This is a genomic window from Paenibacillus sp. OK076, from assembly GCF_900110055.1.
In the GTDB taxonomy this organism is placed as follows: Bacteria; Bacillota; Bacilli; order Paenibacillales; family Paenibacillaceae; genus Paenibacillus.
In genome coordinates, this window is record NZ_FOCH01000001.1 from 1 (window position 1) to 16,065 (window position 16,065).

Here is a 16,065-nt window from a genome sequence, read left to right on the forward strand (position 1 = left end):
TTCCACACGTACCCATCCCGAACACGACCGTTAAGCCCTCTAGCGCCGATGGTACTTGGACCGCAGGGTCCTGGGAGAGTAGGACGCCGCCAAGCAATCAAAAGACACGATCGCTTATCTGCGATCGTGTCTTTTTCTGTTATTATGATCATGGGAATGATTATAACTACTGTAGGCTGTTTTATATATCTTCATCTTAGAGATTAAACTCATTTTATACATAAAATACTGGCCTTCCCATCATCCAAGCTGTGATACAATAGGTGGGGTCTATATAGAAACGGAAACACGCATGAGTACGAGGAGGAACTGAATTACGATGAAATCAGCCCCGTTTATTGCCGTGGAGGGTCCGATTGGTGCGGGGAAAACAACGTTAGCAACGATGCTTTCTCAGGAATTGAACCTTCCGCTGGTCAAGGAGATTGTAGAAGAGAATCCCTTTTTGGCTTCCTTCTATCAGGATATAGATGAGTGGAGCTTCCAGCTTGAAATGTTTTTTCTGTGTAACCGGTTTAAGCAACTGGAAGACACAGGCGTGCACTATATTAAGAAGAATACCCCCGTCATTTCGGACTATCATATCTATAAAAATATGATTTTTGCCGAACGTACCTTAAAAGGAACGAAACGGGACAAATACCGTCAAATCTATCATCTCTTAACGGATGATTTACCGAAACCCAATTTGGTGCTTTATATTGAGGCTGAACTCGATACATTGATGAAACGTATCAACAAACGCGGACGTTCTTTTGAGCAGGATATGGACCCCGCTTATATGGAGCAGTTAATTGCAGATTATAAAACAGGTATGGCCTATCTGGCCAGCAGCCCGAATCGGCCAATTATCATTAAGGTGAATGCGGAGCAGCTCGATTTTGTAGAACATCCCGAACATTTCAAACAGATTGTTAATCAGGTAAAGGAGTATATCACATGAACAACTATGGCATTCCGGCCAATGCGTTAATTACGGTAGCAGGTACCGTTGGGGTGGGCAAATCTACGCTAACAGCGGCACTGGCAGAGCGTTTGAGCTTTAAGACTTCGCTTGAGCAAGTCGACCACAATCCCTATTTGGAGAAGTTCTATCATGACTTCGAACGTTGGAGCTTCCATTTGCAGATTTATTTCCTGGCAGAGCGTTTCAAGGAACAGAAGAAAATCTTTGAACTGGGCGGTGGATTTGTACAGGATCGTTCTATCTATGAGGATACAGGCATCTTTGCGCAAATGCATGCGGATCAGGGTACAATGTCGGCTACAGATTTTGAGACGTACAGCAGTTTGTTTGAAGCAATGGTGATGACACCGTATTTCCCTCATCCGGACGTACTGATTTACCTGGAAGGCAGCCTGCCATCCATTCTGAATCGGATTACGGAACGCGGACGGGAGATGGAGATTCAGACGGACCGTTCTTACTGGGAGCATATGCATGAGCGCTATTCGGTATGGATTAATCAGTTTACGGCCTGTCCGGTACTGCGGTTGAACATTGATGAGTATGATGTGAATGACCCAGCATCGGTGGATGCCATTTTGGCGCAGATTGCTGCTGTCATTAATCCTTCCAAGAGAGCTTAAGTGTATATATAAACTGTCTTTTGACAAGAGATGATGAGAGTTATATCGTTTTCCCCTCTATGCCAGCGAAAGCTTCTAGAGGGGATTTTTTTCGTTATTTGGTAATAGGAGAATTCTCAAAAGATGTTTTTGACTTATGCTTTGTTAAGTAATACAGGAACCAGACGGCATGTCTCTGTTCATCCGTTGCTGCACGGCGAAACGTTTCCTTAATGTAAGGGTCATTTGCTTGATCTGCGACTTGTGAGTAAAACTCAACCGTATTTTGCTCATCATTAAAAGCATAATCAATTCCCGCAAAATACTCTGATGGACAATCCGAAGAGATTTGGACCGTAGGTTGCGTACCTGTTAACGAAACATAAATAGCGGTGAATTTTTGAAGATGCTCTAGTTCATCAAGACGTATCTCCAGAATACGGGCTTTTTCCACTTCTGAGGGTGCCAATTCTGCCAGTTTTGCGTAACAGGCAATTGCTGAGGATTCTCCATTAATAGCTTTGGAAATTTGCGCTAACAGCATGTTGTCATTCCGGAAATAGGGAACATAGTACATGGGGAGTACTCCTTCCAAACACGTTTTAACCAGAATATGCGGTTATTGGGCGGATGTTCCTATTTCTTAAAGTGCCCATCGTCATGCTCATGACTTATGGACACCCCCTTTTTGAATGCATATAGTAATAGGTAGCTTTGAGTGATATCCCAATTGTTTAAGAAAGTTAATGTTGGTTGACACCGGTTGATACAAAATCGTAACTAAAGCTTAACGCTTGATTAACTGTTTCGACCAGCAAACACATCCATGGCATCCCTCATAAATACAGCCAAGCCTTCGCCGAATTGATCAATATTACGTGTAAAACGTTCGTCGTCCACGTACATTTGGCCCAACCCTCTGAAGACTTCAAGAGGATAATTGCCCATGTTGTTCAGATAGCTGTACCATTCCGAGATTCCGGCTTGAGCTTCGGCAGAGTTTGGATCCGTGTGACGGATTGCTGCAAGACGGGTGTAGATTGAATTCATTTGATCGGATAGAGCTTTTTGCTCCTCAGGAGACTGCTTGTGTAACTTTTGATTAGCCTGATCCACCGCTTGGTCTCCCCAACGTTCCCTCGCTTCCTGTTCATACGGATTATGACTGAAATTAAACCCTTCAAATTGTTCTTTGGCTGTCATCTTAATTTCTCCTCTCACGTGTTGAACCGATTTATCAATGGTGGCGATCATTAGGTCCAATCGTTGGCGTTTCTCCAGCAAAATACGACGGTGCATATTCAGGGCTTCTTCTCGATCAAAAGATGGATTGTTTATAATCTCCTTGATATCTTTCAGAGAGAAATCGAGTTCTTTAAAAAATAAAATCTGCTGCAGCATTTCCAGATTGGCATCTGAATACAGTCGATATCCGGCAGAAGTCACTTTGTCCGGTGTTAACAACCCGATCTCATCATAGTGATGCAGTGTGCGCACACTAATCCCGACAAGTTCGGACACTTCTTTTACTTTCATGGCCATGATGGAAACCTCCTTACACCACCGATTGTACAGCGTCACGTTACGTGAGAGTCAACAAGTAAAAATGAAAAAATAAGATGCAGGCGTAGAAGCTGCATCTTGAGAATGAGTGTGCTGCACTCTATTTGGTGCAGCACACGGGCTGGCGGTGCAGGGAGCGCATGGCTACGCCTGCATCCCGCGCACCGCCGCAGCGAACTGCGCAGCCGCTGCGCGCACATCGGCCGCGCCCGCGATGGCGGAGATGACGGCTACGCCGTCGGCTCCTGCCGCCATCACGGCGGCCGTGGTATCGGGCGTAATGCCGCCGATACCCACCACCGGAACTGCGATGCCTGCGGCGCGCAGTTCGGCAACCCCGGCGGGGCCCAGCACAGCGTGGGCATCCGCTTTGGACCGCGTCGGGTACATGGGCCCGACGCCAAGATAGTCGGCGCCCGCCTGCACTGCACGGCGGGCTTCCAGCGCGGAGTGGGCGGATACGCCAAGCATCCGCCCTTCTCCGATGCGGGCGCGTACCAGCGCCGCGTCCGCATCGTCCTGGCCGACATGCATACCGTCGGCCTCCACCGCCACAGCCAGCTCCACATCATCGTTCACGATGAACGGTATCCCGTGCTGGCTGCACACCTCGCGAAGCCGCATCGCAAGCGTGATGCGTGCTTCGCCAACCAGAGCGCCAGTTCCTTTTTCCCGGAACTGGAACAGCGTAATGCCGCCAGCGATGGCTTGGCGCAGCACCTCCACGGGGTCACGCGTCGTATTCACGCTGCCCATGACCAAATACACCTGCATCGCACGTCTTACCGCTTCTGCATCCAGAGGGCGCATTATTGTTCACCCCGCAGTCTGCGCTGATACGCAAAATGATTCGTCGGCCCATGTCCGGACCCAATTCCCAGCTCATCTTCGATGGCTGCCTGGATGAATGCTCGCGCGGTGGTGACGGCAGCCAATACAGTTGAGCCCTTCGCCAATTCGGCAGTAATGGCTGCAGAATATGTACATCCCGTTCCATGGGTATGCCTTGTCACCACCCGAACGTTCTCCAGATAGTGAAAAGACCGCCCATCATAAAGCACATCGACAATCATGCCACTTCCCTCATCATGACCACCTTTCACCAATGCATACGTGGAGCCCATTTGCACGATTCGTCTTGCGGCTTCTTCGCGCTGACTCAAATTCATAATAGACATTCCAGTAAGAAGCTCGGCTTCCGGAATGTTCGGTGTCGTAATCAGTGCATGAGGCAGCAGCTCTGTAATTAGCGCCTGAACGGCCTCCTGTTGCAGCAGAGGGGCGCCGCCTTTGGCAACCATAACCGGATCGATGACCAGATTGGACCAGCCGTATTGCTGCCTTTTCTCGGCGACCAGTCGAATAATTTCGGCACTGTAGAGCATGCCCGTCTTCACGGCTGAAGGTTGAAAATCATCCCCGGTCGAATCCAATTGTTGAGCGATACCTTCATATGAAATAGGGAAGACGCCCTGCACACCTGTTGTATTTTGGGCAGCAATAGCCGTAATCACAGTCATGCCATATACACCGAGCTCCTGAAAGGTCTTCAGATCAGCTTGAATTCCGGCGCCACCACCATTATCGGAACCAGCAATCGTCAAAGCCTGTGCGATACTCATTGCGCACCTCCATCAATCCGACGAACCTGTGCCCGCTGCGCAAGAACGTCAGGTGTCACTTGAGCCAGTTGATTCAGCAATTCGATCTGGAAGCTGCCCGGTCCCAGGTCAGCGGTACGTTCCGCCGCAATCTCTGCAGCAACGCCATAGAAAGCTAGAGCTTCCACAATACTTTCCAGCAGGTCGTCTCCCGGTTTCGCAATGGCTGCAAAAGTACCAATTACCGAGCTGAGCAAGCAGCCTGCACCTGTCACTTGGGTAAGCAAGGCATGTCCATTACTCGTCAGGAACGTCGTTTGTCCATCCGTAATGACATCCTCGCGTCCGGTAATGACGACCACACAGCCGAGTTTTTGTGCTGCCCGTTCCGCTATTCCAATTCGATCGCCCTCGCCTTGACCTGCATCCACACCTTTGATGCTCCAACGCTCACCGATGACATTGGCGATTTCCGCCACATTACCCCGCAACACCGTGAGGCGAAGCTCACGAACGAGCATCTGAACGGTTTCTGTACGATAGGCGGTTGCGCCAGCACCAACCGGATCGAGCACAACAGGCACGTTATTTGAATTGGCGGATTGACCAGCCAGGCGGATTGCCTCAACTACCTTTTCGTCCAAAGTGCCAATGTTCAGTACAACTGCTCCTGCCATCTTGGCAACATCAGCGACCTCTTCATGCGCATAGGCCATAAAGGGAGATGCACCTAGTGCGAGCAAACCGTTGGCTGTAAACGGAGCGACGACAATATTCGTAATGTTATGAACAAGCGGATTTTGTGTACGAACACGTTCCAGGTAAGTCATATGAGTTCCTCCTTATAAATAAGCAAATTAATCAATAAAAGTGGCAGGGCAGGATGGCCCTTATATATGTTGTTAATAGGGGTTATTAAATGATGGGAACAAAAAAGCTATTCACGGATAGCTACAAAGTGCATATAGAAAGCTTAATTAAAATTCCTATCCTCGATAAAGATTCTATTCGTAGAGTGATTGAATTCTGCAGCTACTCATGTGGGCGTCATCCGAAAATGAATATACAACTTTCAAAATCTCTTGATCTTCACCCAGCAGTCGAGTTTCCTACTCACCCTGCAAATTGATAAAAGCATCCTCAGCCTTTACGGAATCCGGAATCAGTTCACTTTGAACCAACCATGCCCGTACGTTTTCCCAAGAAGGGGCGTCCTGCCTGCCAAACGGCTGACCTTCTTCATTCATCAGCGGCAGTAAAATATTCAGACTTTTGGTTTCGATCTCCGGGTCAAGAGGAGACGTTTCGTTCTCATGTGCGAGCAGAATGTTCAGCGCATCCTCGGGGTGCTCTGTTACATATTTCTGTCCATCCTGTAATGCTTTGATGAAGCGGGTAAGCTGATCCTTTTTCGCTTCAATGCCCGCATCACTTGCAGTGAGGACCAGTTCATAATAATCAGGTACACCGTAATCGACGGGATTGATCGATTTCATGGCATGACCTTCCTTTTCCAGAATCAATTGTTCATGGTTAATAAAACCACCCATAATGGCATCTGCCTGCCCGGAAGCCAGGGAAGGGATCAGGTCAAATCCTACATCGACCAGATTCATCTTGTCGGGATTACCGCCATCCTGGCTGATCATGGTACGCACCATTGCTTCATACAGGGGGATTGAGGAATAGCCGACCGTCAGCCCTTCAAGATCTTTTGGCGATTTCACTTTACCGTTGGCTTCGGTTAACAGATGCACGAGCGGATGCCGAACGACGGCTGCAATCGAACGTACAGGAATGTTTTCCCCACGCGCGAGCAAGATTTGCGGCTGATAGCTCAGCGCCAGATCGATTTTCCCGGCAGCAACAAGCTTGAGTGAGTCATTGGTATCGGCAGGCATCTGAATATCAACATCCAGACCTTGATCCGCGAAGTAACCTTTTTCCTGTGCAGCATAGATGAAGGAATGCACTGCATTCGGATACCAATCGAGCATGATGGACAGCTTGTCTTTGGATGCCGATGACCTCTCGGCCGCAGATGATTCTGTATCTTTTGCATTGGAAGTTGAATCTGTGGCAGGTGTGTTGATACCCGTATTTCCGCATCCGCTGATGGTAAGCAACAGGGTCATGAGCAGAGTGGGGAGCAGGGAGTAGATATGTTTTTTCTTCATAGCTTCAAATTCCTCATTTCCTTTTATCTGTTTATCATTCATAAGTTTTACATTCCTGAGATGGGATAACGCTGCGCTGTAATTTTTAGTCGATAGCAGGGGATTGGGCAAAGCACACTACGTCTGTTTTGGCAGGTCTGCCTCCGGAAATGATCCAGCTTTTCTTCTACCTGCATGACGTGGTGTACCGAATCTTCTCTCCATCCATGCAAGGAGTACAAACAGGGCGATACCGAGCAGGGATAACAGCACAATGGCGGCGAACATGGCGTCCGTGTTCATATTGCTCGACATTCTGCGGCTGAAGTAACCAAGGCCCTTGCTTCCACCGAGCCATTCCCCGATCGTTGCACCGACCACACAATAAACCACAGACATTTTCATTCCCGAAAAGAAGGAGGGAAGGGCAAGTGGAATCTGGAGTTTGCGGAAAATATCCCACTTGCTGGCCCCCATCGTCAGTAGCAGTTCACGCTGCTCCGGATCACCCTGGCGCAGGCCATCGTAGGTGCTCACCACAATTGGGAAAAATGCGATCAGGAATACCACCGCGACTTTACTCCACAGCGTGTAGCCAAACCACAGGATGAAGACGGGGGACAAGGCAATCAGCGGGATCGTCTGACTGATCACGATGAAGGGATATAACGCTTTTTCAATCGACCGATTCATATGCATACCCGTTGCAAGTGCAATTCCGGCACCAATGGACAAGCCAAAGCCAACGACAACCTCCATCAAGGTAGCGGGCAAATGTGTACCCAGCAGAAGGTGGCGATGCTCATACAGGGAACGGACAATCGCCGTCGGGGCTGGAATGATGAAGGAAGGCACCCATCCCATACGCACAATCCACTCCCAGAGAGCAAGCAGCAGGATCATGAGCAAAAGAAATAGACCATAACGGGCAAGCCAACCTCTTGCGCTATACTTCGTGCTATCTCTCAAGTTACCGTCTCGCATGCAATTGTTCCTCCAGTCGTCGTCTCATCTGAACGAGAGCGGGTTCGTAGATCATGTCCGAATGTCTTGGACGCGGCAAAGGTACCGTCAGATCCAGCAGCTGTTGGCTTTGGCCCACCGGAGTTAACAGAATAATCCGATCACTGAGCAGCAGGGCTTCTTCAATGTCATGCGTGATGAACAACACGGTTTTGCCCAAGCCTTCCCAGAACTCCAGCAGCCAGCGATGCATCTCACGTTTGGTCAGGGCATCGAGTGCGCCGAATGGTTCATCCAGCAGCATGAGCTGGCCACCTGTCAGCAACGTACGAAGCAGCGCGACACGCTGGCGCATGCCACCTGACAGCTCGTCCGGGTAAGCATGCGCGTGGCCAGATAAGCCAAATCGGTCGAGACCGGCCAGAATGTCCGCTCGAATTCGTACCTTATCCTGCCGACCTGGAGCAAGTTCAGCGGGGAGCATGCAATTCTCCATGACGGTTCGCCAGGGTAACAGGAGGTCCTTTTGCGGCATGTAGGCCACCTGCCCCAGTCGCTTTCCTTCCTGAACCCAAGGAATATTAATGGTTCCGTGGGTTGGCTCAAGCAGGCCTGCCAGCAGCTTGAAGAGGGTGCTTTTACCGGAGCCGCTGGAACCGATGAGCGAGACGAATTCGCCTTTGGCTACACGCATCGACACATTGGAGAGCACGGGGGAATCCCTTTTTCCCGGGAAGGCGTAGCTCATGTTATGAATGGTTATGTCGTTATCCATCTCGATCCGTTCCCCTTTATTATTCAAACTTCAAACTGCGTGATCTTTAATTACACCTTCTGATCTGCCCGAAGAATGCGAAAAAGACCCACCCATTTCCGGAGAAATGAGTGGGTCTGTAAGTTCAATTCACATTAAATTTCATCATCAACATGAAAAAATCCGCTTACTGAGAGGCCGCTCCACTTCCCTCCGCTGGTATGATCCAGATCAGGTTCAAAGGGTCCGAATCGTTCGATTCGTCTCAGCCGCAAGGCTCCCCTAGTGCAATGATTAAGATATGCAGTTGTGTGTTCAGCATATATCACATGCAAGCAGAATGTAAAGAGGGCGGCTTAAAAGAAGTGTGCGTAATGAGAGTTAGGAAAGTAACCTATTCTAATCGTTTGAATGTAACAGTGAATCAAGCTCACCGATCAGCCGGACAATCTGCTCAGGTGTGCCAATCGTAATCCGAAGCCAGGTAGGCATACCGAATTCGGCACCGCCGCGGACAGAGATACCTCTGTTCAACAATTCTTTGGTAATCGGGCCGCTATCCTGCAACAGATCCACCATGATGAAATTGGTTTCGGAAGGGATGTAGGGTAATTTCCACTGATCAAAGGATTGCATTAACGTTTCCCGTCCCTGACGATTGTATTGCAGGCAATGAGAAACAAATTCATGATCATCCAGGCTGGCCGAAGCAGCGGCTTGGGATGTGGCTGTCAGACTGATGGGCAGCTTGACCCGGTTAATGCCTTCAATGATGCTTTCATTCGCGATGCCATATCCAATACGCAGTCCGGCCAGTCCATATATTTTGGAGAAGGTCCGCAAAATAATCAGATTATTATACTGCTCCAGCAGCTTAACCGTATCAGGGTAATCTTCACTTTCCGCGAATTCATAATACGCTTCATCCAGGACAACCACGACATGGGAGGGAACATGTTCGAGTAAATCAAGCAGGGCATTTGCCGTGAAAATGGTTCCGGTCGGATTATTCGGATTGCACAGCCAGATGATTCGGGTAGAAGTATTAATCCGCTGCCGGAATTGCTCCAGATCCAGTGAATGGTTGACCAAAGGCACTTCATGAATGACCCCGCCTGCCAGCAGCGTAGCGCCCTTATACCAGTTAAAGGAGGGCACCGGAATGAGTGATTCCTCCCCGGGATTAAGATAAGCTTGGGCGGTAAGGGTGAGGAGCTCGAAAGATCCACTTCCAAATACCAGTTGGGAAGTACGAACCCCCAGACGTTCCGCAAGTTTGTCACGCAGCAGTTGGCTGGAACCGTCGGGGTATTGAGCCAAAAGATCGGAACTCAGCGATCTGACCGCTTCTGCTGCCAGCGGAGAGGAACCAAACGGATTCTCGTTTGCAGCGAGTCGATCCACACTTTCCAGTCCCAACTCCCGCCGGATCTGTTCCATGGATTTAGCAGGCGTATAAGCCGGAATTTGATTTAACAGGTCTTTAACAGGAGGAGAGGGAACGGGTGAAAGGGATTGCATAATCATGCCTTCTTTCCAGTGGAATTAGATCGAGAATGAGATCTGTTTCTGGGCAATCTGCTGTGGTGTCTCTTGTGGAGGAGTCAACAAGCGATTCAGAATCAGGTTTTCAAAATGAGCAAACCCGCTGTCCCGAACGCGTGGCCGCTCCAGCGTAATACGGGTATCCATCGTTATATGACCATCTTCGATTAGCAGCACCCTGTCTGCCAGCGCAACCGCCTCGCTGACATCATGCGTGACCAGAATGACGGTCAGATCTTCTTCTACCCACAAGCGTTCGATTAATTGCTGCATCTCAATTCGGGTTAATGCATCCAATGCACCCAGCGGTTCATCCAGCAGCAGTAGGCGCGGATGACTAGCGAGTGCCCGTGCCAAGGCGACACGTTGTTTTTGTCCGCCAGATAATACCCCCGGCCAGTCACCTTCACGCTCTCCGAGTCCCACATTGCGAAGCGACTGGCGTGCATCTTCCTTGTTCTTGTCGGGGATGCCCAGCCGTACATTGTCGAGCACAGATTTCCAAGGCAGCAGCCGGGCTTCCTGAAACAGAAACCGTGTCTCGGGTGCCGTACTGCCAAGCTTTCTGTTGCCCAGCGTAACGCTCCCGGAAGAGGGGGCCTCCAGCCCGGCGATCAGACGCAGCAACGTACTTTTGCCACAGCCGCTTCGTCCAACGATGGCTACAAATTCCCCTTGTCTTACATTGACGTTGATGTCGGACAGAATCGTCCGCTGATCATACGATTTCTGAACCCCATCTACTTGAAGAAAAGGACTGATCTGACTTGTGCTCATAGATGAATCACGCTCCTTTGGCTTTACTTGCGGGATAGGGCCGGGTTCCAGCGCAGCCAGCGCCGTTCCAGCCATTTGGCGATGGTATCGGACAGCTTGCCCAGCAGAGCATATAGCAGAATGCTTAAGACGATGACGTCCATCTGCATGAATTCCCGCGCGTTCATTGCCATGTATCCAATCCCCGCATCCGCCGCAACCGTCTCGGCTACGATGAGGGTCAGCCACATAATGCCAAGTGCATATCGAATGCCCACCAGAATGGAAGGCAGTGCACCGGGCAGGATAATGTCCTTATAAAGGGACCAACGGCTGAGTCCATATACTTTGCCCATTTCAATCAGACCGGGATCAACCGATCGAATACCGTGGAACGTATTCAGATATACCGGAAAGAATACACCCAGGGAAACGAGAAATAATTTGGCTTCTTCACCGATCCCGAACCACACAATAACGAGGGGGATCAAGGACAGATGCGGAATGTTGCGGATCATCTGCACCGAGGAGTCAGCGATCTTTTCCGCAAGGGAGGAGATGCCGTTCAGCACACCCAGAAGGAAACCGAGACCCCCACCAATGAGGAATCCTCCCAAAGCTCGCTTGGCGCTGATACTGATATTATTCAGTAGTTCACCGTTACGAAGCAGACGAATGAAGGCCTCCAGTACCTGAGCGGGACGGGGCAAAATATTGGCTGCAACAACTCCGGATGCAGTCAGCCATTGCCACAGAGCCAGAATGAGTAGTGGTACAACAAAAGGAATAAATCGGTTAAACCATGCCCGGTTAAAGGTGTTGGACCGCACGTTATGCCTACCTCCTTGCTTCGTTCATTATTGGCTACCTGGAGCTGGAAGTTGATCTTGAAGAGCATCACTCCAGAATGTGCTCACATCAACTGCCTGGTCAAAAATTCCTGCTTGTTGAAACGTATCTGCTACGTCCTGTTCGGACTTGATGGCTTCGTCAGAAATGGCAACAATCCGCGATGGCCGTTGTGCCTCTCCATCCGTGTAGGTTTTAAGGGCTTGCTCCACGGGCTGGTGGGTGTTGTCTGCTGTAATTTGAGCCCACGCATCCTTATTGGCACGAGCCCAATCATTGAATTTGTTGATTCGCTCCAGATAATCGGCAAGGGCCTTTTTCTGTTCCTCATTCGCAATAGCCTGATCGGAGGCGGCCACAAGGAAGCTGCCTGACAGGATATCTTTGGCGCTGGCGAGCGTTGTTGCTTCATTCTGATGTGCGGAGATGATGGCATTGCCGTAACTGGCGAGAGCATCCACTTTCCCGCTAATTAGGGCACTGAGTCCGTCCGCTGTTGTAAGTTCGACCGGACTGATGTCACTCCAGGTTAATCCGGCTTCCTCCAGCATTTTGAGCAGGAAATAGTGGGCCGTTGTATTTTTTACGAAAGCCACTTTCTTGCCTTTCAGGTCAGCAACCGATTTGATCGAAGAACCTTTGGGGACAACGACCTCTTGATTCAAGGTGCTGCCTTGTTGTACCGCAATAATTTTGAAGCTTCCACCATTGGCAGCCTGAGATGCAAAAATGGGCGGAATTTCACTGGTTACACCAAAGTCCAGTTGGTTTGCAGCCATCGCTTCAAGGATCAGGTTACCTCCCTGAAATACGTTATAAGTGACTTTATAGGGGGTGTCATCGAGTCCGGCGGCTTTCAGTCCCAATTCGAGATTGCCCCATCCGGTCTGACCAACCCGAATGGTAACGTCTTTATTCGAAGCAGCTGATGCCGCTGTCGGTGTTGTACCTGTACCCGCGGCCTGATTGTCAGTTCCGGCAGAGCAGCCGGAAATTAGCAACAACAGAACCGCGCTCAGAAATACAGTTAAGGCAAGAGTGTGCTGGCGGTTTGGACGGATCATAGGGAGGAAACCTCCTTGGTGTATGAGTTGTTCTCATTGGACTCAACGGACTCAGTGAATTTAGTGATAGATCCATTGGACTCAATAGAATCATTGGATTCGATAAATGCCTGGCCGATACGGTCTGCCTGAAGAATGGCTTCAGTTACCTGCGCTGTGCTAACTCCGAAGGAGAGATGTGCCGCACTGCCTTCCCGCAGCTGTAGTCCTGCTGCAATGCGTGCAGCAGCTTCCTGAGGCTGTTGTTGTATGCCAAGCTCAGCAAGAGTGATAGGCAGATTCAGCTTATGTAACAGCGTGGTCAGCTCATGAAGCTCATCCCCTGCTTTGCCTTCAAGAATCCACTGGGTGAAGAGTCCAAAGGCTACCTTTTCTCCATGTAGCGAAGCGTGTGTTTCGGGTAATTTGGTGAGGCTGTCATGCAGACCGTGAGCAATCGCGGCATGAAGTGATCCATCACTAATGCTGCCTACAAGGCCGGCGAGCACAATAATGGCATCGGCAACATCACGGAATTGGGGTGTACTGCCGGTTGTATCGGTAGATTCATAGACTTCGATGGCGTGCGCTTCAAGAATATCAAGTGCAAGCTTGGCAGTGCTGACACTGTTTCGAAGAGTGAGACTGGTGGCGTTGCCACTTAGATTAACGGCGAACTCATGCCATTTTACGAGTGTGTCACCGATCCCAGCGGCCAAATACCGTCTTGGTGCACTCGCCAGAATATGAGAATCAGCCAGAACGAGATTAGGCGAACGCCGCAGGGGACGATAGCCTGCAGATTGTCCCTGTTCATCATAGAGCACGGTTAAGGCGGACCAGGCGGCACAGGTTGCGGCAATCGTTGGGACTGTTACAATGGGCAATTGGGCTTGCTCGGCCACCGCTTTGGACAGATCGAGCACTTTACCACCACCGACGCCGATAATCAGATCAACATCCAGATCGAAAGCTTGCTGCGTAAAAGTATCAATCTGGCCTGTTGTAACCTCACCATGAAACAACTGCACATGGAATTTGATCTTATGCTCCTCCAGTGAAGGAAGAAGGTAAGGCTTCACGGCTTCTAATGCAGACTCACCGGCGATAATGAGAACATGCTGCCCAAGCTGTGCAATCCGCGAACCACTTTGCTCAAGAATGTTAGCCTCGTGTACGTATACTGCGGGTGCTTTAACAGTAATCATGAATACACTCCCCTTATAACTTATTATTCTTACGTTTTAACTTGGTTTTAAATTGTTTAAATTCTAGCATCGCGTTGCAGCAACCACAATAACCCAGACTATCAATACATCCTATACTTCGATTGAAAGAATCTATAGGTGACTGTAGAACGGGGGAACGAGGGGGAATCGACTCTTTACTTTGCTTACGGAGGCAGGTTTATTTAAGATGTAAGAATACGGTACAATGTCTATTAAATTTCTATAGGTTGCTTTCGGGATATGACCTAGGAAGAGGGGAGTGCTTATGAAAACTATTGGCCTTATTGGTGGAATGAGCTGGGAGTCATCGCTAGAATATTATCGAATTATTAACGAAGAAGTGAAAACTAAATTGGGAGGATTGCATTCAGCCAAGTGCATTTTATATAGCGTGGATTTCGAAGAAATCGAGCGCTATCAAGCTGAGGGAGAATGGGAAAGCGCTGGAAAATTATTAGGCAATGCTGCTCAGTCTTTGGAAAAGGCAGGAGCTGAAATGATTGTAATTTGTACAAATACGATGCATAAAGTGATTAATCATATTGAAGAAAAAGTTAGCTTACCCGTTGTACACATTGCTGATTCAACAGCCAACCAGATTCAAAAGTCCAAAATAAGTACAGTTGGTTTACTTGGCACCAAATATACGATGGAACAAGATTTTTATAAAACACGTATTGAGCATAACGGCATTAAGGTTTTGATACCGAATGAAGAGGATCGAAAAGTGATCAATGAAATAATATATGACGAATTATGCTTAGGTGAAATTAAACCCTTATCAAGGGACTATTATAAAAAGGTGATCAAGAGGTTAGTTGACAATGGAGCTGAAGGAATAATATTAGGTTGTACCGAAATTGGATTATTAGTTAAACCGGAGGATTCAGAAGTGCCCTTATTTGACACAACACGTATACATGCCATTGAATCTGTTAATCTGGCATTAGCCAAATAAAATGGACCTAACGGTATAAACCGGTTCTCTGATTTACCTTGGCACCTGAACCCGATATAATAGTGGTGGCACATATGAGCCGGATCACAAATGAGGGTGGGACTGTTCTCCCTCTAAGCAGAATGGGGACCCCGAGTTGAAAACGTTCAAGAAAGTATATATTGAGATCACAAGTATATGTAATCTGGCATGCAGCTTCTGTCCACAGACCAAACGTGCCAAAAATTTCATTGACCCTGAAGTCTTCAACAATATATTGGATCAGATCAAACCCCATACCAAACATATTTATTTACATGTCAAAGGTGAGCCGCTGCTTCATCCCAAAATTGATCTGTTATTGGATTCAGCGCATGAAAAGGGATTCAAGGTCAACATTACAACAAACGGTACGCTGCTGCCCAAAACCCAGCACAAACTGCTTGGCAAACCCGCGCTGCGTCAGATGAACTTCTCCCTGCACAGCTTTGATGGTCATGAGGGTTCTACAGACCGTGAGGGTTATCTGGGCAATGTGTTGTCTTTTGTCCGAGAAGCCGTGAAGCACAATGTCATTATTTCATTCCGACTCTGGAATCTGACACAGGATAACTTTACGAATGCGCAGATGAACCGAAACCGGGAGACGCTGGAGGTCCTTGAACGAGAGTTCAATCTGGATTTCCGTATTGAGGAGAAAGTGGTGCCAGGGAGTGGTGTCAAAATTGCCCCGAATGTATATCTGAATCAGGATCATGAATTCCAGTGGCCGAGTCTGGATGCACCCGAAGATGATGGTAAAGGCTTCTGTCATGCGCTTCGCAGTCAGGCAGCCGTGCTTGTCGATGGAACTGTGGTTCCATGCTGTCTAGATGGTGAAGGTGTAATTAACTTGGGCAACGTTCACGAAAAATCGTTCTCGGAGATTGTGGATGGTGAACGAGCCAATAATCTGTTCTATGGTTTCTCCAAACGGGAAGCCGTGGAGGAATTATGTCGGAAGTGCGGATATCGTCAGCGGTTCGGAGCCTAAAGCGTAATTTAATAAATAAAATGAGATTCAAAATAATAGAGATCACGTTGTCTGAAAACAGATGAAG

General features: G+C 48.7%; 17 protein-coding genes, 1 rRNA gene and 1 riboswitch. Of the genes, 5 read left to right on the plus strand and 13 right to left on the minus strand.

Annotated features, from left to right (window positions below; all coding sequences use genetic code 11):
• The 3 genes from rrf to BMY78_RS00015 all read left to right on the plus strand — a co-directional run.
• Nucleotides 1-95 (plus strand): 5S ribosomal RNA (gene rrf / locus BMY78_RS00005); the annotation flags it as partial.
• Between the two features lie 224 nt (nucleotides 96-319).
• On the plus strand, nucleotides 320-943 hold the full coding sequence (locus BMY78_RS00010; RefSeq protein ID WP_090893472.1) for a deoxynucleoside kinase: 624 nt from the start codon (nucleotides 320-322) through the stop codon (nucleotides 941-943).
• Entirely contained in the window at nucleotides 940-1,590 is a 651-nt protein-coding gene (locus BMY78_RS00015; protein WP_090893473.1) for a deoxynucleoside kinase, read from the plus strand. Before BMY78_RS00010 ends, BMY78_RS00015 begins: the two co-directional genes overlap by 4 nt.
• Nucleotides 1,591-1,684: 94 nt before the next feature.
• Here the strand turns inward: BMY78_RS00015 and BMY78_RS00020 are convergent, their stop codons facing one another.
• From BMY78_RS00020 to BMY78_RS00080, 13 genes are all read right to left on the minus strand, one after another.
• Nucleotides 1,685-2,146, minus strand: coding sequence for a ferritin-like domain-containing protein (locus BMY78_RS00020; protein WP_090893474.1), 462 nt, complete (start codon nucleotides 2,144-2,146; stop codon nucleotides 1,685-1,687).
• A 221-nt stretch (nucleotides 2,147-2,367) separates the two neighbouring features.
• Nucleotides 2,368-3,111, minus strand: coding sequence for a MerR family transcriptional regulator (locus BMY78_RS00025; RefSeq protein ID WP_090893475.1), 744 nt, complete (start codon nucleotides 3,109-3,111; stop codon nucleotides 2,368-2,370).
• Between the two features lie 165 nt (nucleotides 3,112-3,276).
• Nucleotides 3,277-3,942: a thiamine phosphate synthase gene (thiE, locus tag BMY78_RS00030; RefSeq protein WP_090893476.1), complete on the minus strand. Its 666-nt coding sequence runs from the start codon at nucleotides 3,940-3,942 to the stop codon at nucleotides 3,277-3,279.
• Nucleotides 3,942-4,754 (minus strand): bifunctional hydroxymethylpyrimidine kinase/phosphomethylpyrimidine kinase, encoded by an 813-nt coding sequence (gene thiD, locus BMY78_RS00035; protein ID WP_090893477.1) that lies wholly within the window; start codon nucleotides 4,752-4,754, stop codon nucleotides 3,942-3,944. The genes thiE and thiD overlap by 1 nt, the downstream gene beginning before the upstream one ends.
• Complete coding sequence (gene thiM, locus BMY78_RS00040) at nucleotides 4,751-5,563, minus strand: hydroxyethylthiazole kinase (protein ID WP_090893478.1); 813 nt, start codon at nucleotides 5,561-5,563, stop codon at nucleotides 4,751-4,753. Before thiM ends, thiD begins: the two co-directional genes overlap by 4 nt.
• Nucleotides 5,564-5,842: 279 nt before the next feature.
• On the minus strand, nucleotides 5,843-6,910 hold the full coding sequence (locus tag BMY78_RS00045) for an ABC transporter substrate-binding protein (protein WP_090901803.1): 1,068 nt from the start codon (nucleotides 6,908-6,910) through the stop codon (nucleotides 5,843-5,845).
• 117 nt (nucleotides 6,911-7,027) lie between these two features.
• Nucleotides 7,028-7,873, minus strand: coding sequence for an ABC transporter permease (locus BMY78_RS00050; RefSeq protein WP_090893479.1), 846 nt, complete (start codon nucleotides 7,871-7,873; stop codon nucleotides 7,028-7,030).
• Nucleotides 7,860-8,627: an ABC transporter ATP-binding protein gene (locus tag BMY78_RS00055; RefSeq protein ID WP_090893480.1), complete on the minus strand. Its 768-nt coding sequence runs from the start codon at nucleotides 8,625-8,627 to the stop codon at nucleotides 7,860-7,862. Before BMY78_RS00055 ends, BMY78_RS00050 begins: the two co-directional genes overlap by 14 nt.
• Nucleotides 8,628-8,797: 170 nt before the next feature.
• A riboswitch (TPP riboswitch) is annotated at nucleotides 8,798-8,900 on the minus strand.
• A gap of 105 nt (nucleotides 8,901-9,005) precedes the next feature.
• Complete coding sequence (hisC, locus tag BMY78_RS00060) at nucleotides 9,006-10,127, minus strand: histidinol-phosphate transaminase (protein ID WP_090893481.1); 1,122 nt, start codon at nucleotides 10,125-10,127, stop codon at nucleotides 9,006-9,008.
• 24 nt (nucleotides 10,128-10,151) lie between these two features.
• On the minus strand, nucleotides 10,152-10,928 hold the full coding sequence (locus BMY78_RS00065; protein ID WP_090893482.1) for an ATP-binding cassette domain-containing protein: 777 nt from the start codon (nucleotides 10,926-10,928) through the stop codon (nucleotides 10,152-10,154).
• Between the two features lie 23 nt (nucleotides 10,929-10,951).
• Nucleotides 10,952-11,737 (minus strand): ABC transporter permease subunit, encoded by a 786-nt coding sequence (locus tag BMY78_RS00070; protein ID WP_090893483.1) that lies wholly within the window; start codon nucleotides 11,735-11,737, stop codon nucleotides 10,952-10,954.
• Nucleotides 11,738-11,764: 27 nt separating this feature from the next.
• The gene (locus tag BMY78_RS00075) at nucleotides 11,765-12,820 is read right to left on the minus strand and encodes an ABC transporter substrate-binding protein (RefSeq protein WP_090893484.1); all 1,056 of its coding nucleotides are present in this window, start codon (nucleotides 12,818-12,820) and stop codon (nucleotides 11,765-11,767) included.
• A complete protein-coding gene (locus BMY78_RS00080) occupies nucleotides 12,817-14,007 on the minus strand; it encodes an iron-containing alcohol dehydrogenase family protein (RefSeq protein ID WP_090893485.1) in 1,191 nt (396 codons plus the stop codon). The genes BMY78_RS00075 and BMY78_RS00080 overlap by 4 nt, the downstream gene beginning before the upstream one ends.
• Before the next feature lie 286 nt (nucleotides 14,008-14,293).
• Between BMY78_RS00080 and BMY78_RS00085 the strand changes: the two genes are divergently transcribed.
• Together BMY78_RS00085 and BMY78_RS00090 are read left to right on the plus strand one after the other, a co-directional pair.
• A complete protein-coding gene (locus BMY78_RS00085; protein WP_090893486.1) occupies nucleotides 14,294-14,986 on the plus strand; it encodes an aspartate/glutamate racemase family protein in 693 nt (230 codons plus the stop codon).
• Between the two features lie 136 nt (nucleotides 14,987-15,122).
• Nucleotides 15,123-15,998 (plus strand): radical SAM/SPASM domain-containing protein, encoded by an 876-nt coding sequence (locus BMY78_RS00090; protein ID WP_064640556.1) that lies wholly within the window; start codon nucleotides 15,123-15,125, stop codon nucleotides 15,996-15,998.
• The last annotated feature ends 67 nt before the right edge of the window (nucleotides 15,999-16,065 follow it).